The following is a 555-nucleotide window of genomic DNA, read 5'->3' on the forward strand; positions in this document are numbered from 1 at the left end:
CAAGCTTTGTACATTCCAAACCCTAAAGGCTGCATAAGACAGTCGCTAAAAGTACCTTTTTTTTTAGTAAAGGGCAGGGGCAGGTCTTTGGTGGTTGCTAACAGCTTTTCTGAACACGCTTGGTCGTTAACATAAATAGTGCTTTGGGTGGCGACCTCAAAATCGGCCAACGTTGTAGGCACTTTTGCTTTGTCGCACTTGCATTTTGCGCCTTGGCATACGGTGTATACCCCTGCCTTGTTTGGTTTGGCTGAAGCCTCTGGGTTTTCTGTATTATTATCTGCCATATTGCTAAACTTGTTTTAAAGTTAATACAACTTGTTTTTTATTATTAGTATACATATGCTTGAGTCTGCCCTCTCACGCTTATAATTTAAAAGTGTGCACATTTTGCATCTCTATTTTTAAAACCAATATTACTTGCTCCCTTTTGTATATAAGCATAAACCCCCTATGTTTTTATTATTCCAAACTTTATAACTAATTATTACCTCCTTATTAGTTGTTTACCTAAAGTATGGCCTGGTTTTAAAAACATAGCTCCACAACTATTCA

At 37.3% G+C, this 555-nt stretch carries 1 pseudogene; it reads right to left on the reverse strand.

The features are described from left to right. Nucleotides 1-287 (reverse strand): annotated as a pseudogene (locus ACFFU9_RS16270) (hypothetical protein); the annotation flags it as partial. Nucleotides 288-555 lie beyond the last annotated feature (268 nt).

Source organism: Mariniflexile ostreae, from assembly GCF_042427585.1.
Classification (GTDB): Bacteria; Bacteroidota; Bacteroidia; order Flavobacteriales; family Flavobacteriaceae; genus Pseudalgibacter; species Pseudalgibacter ostreae.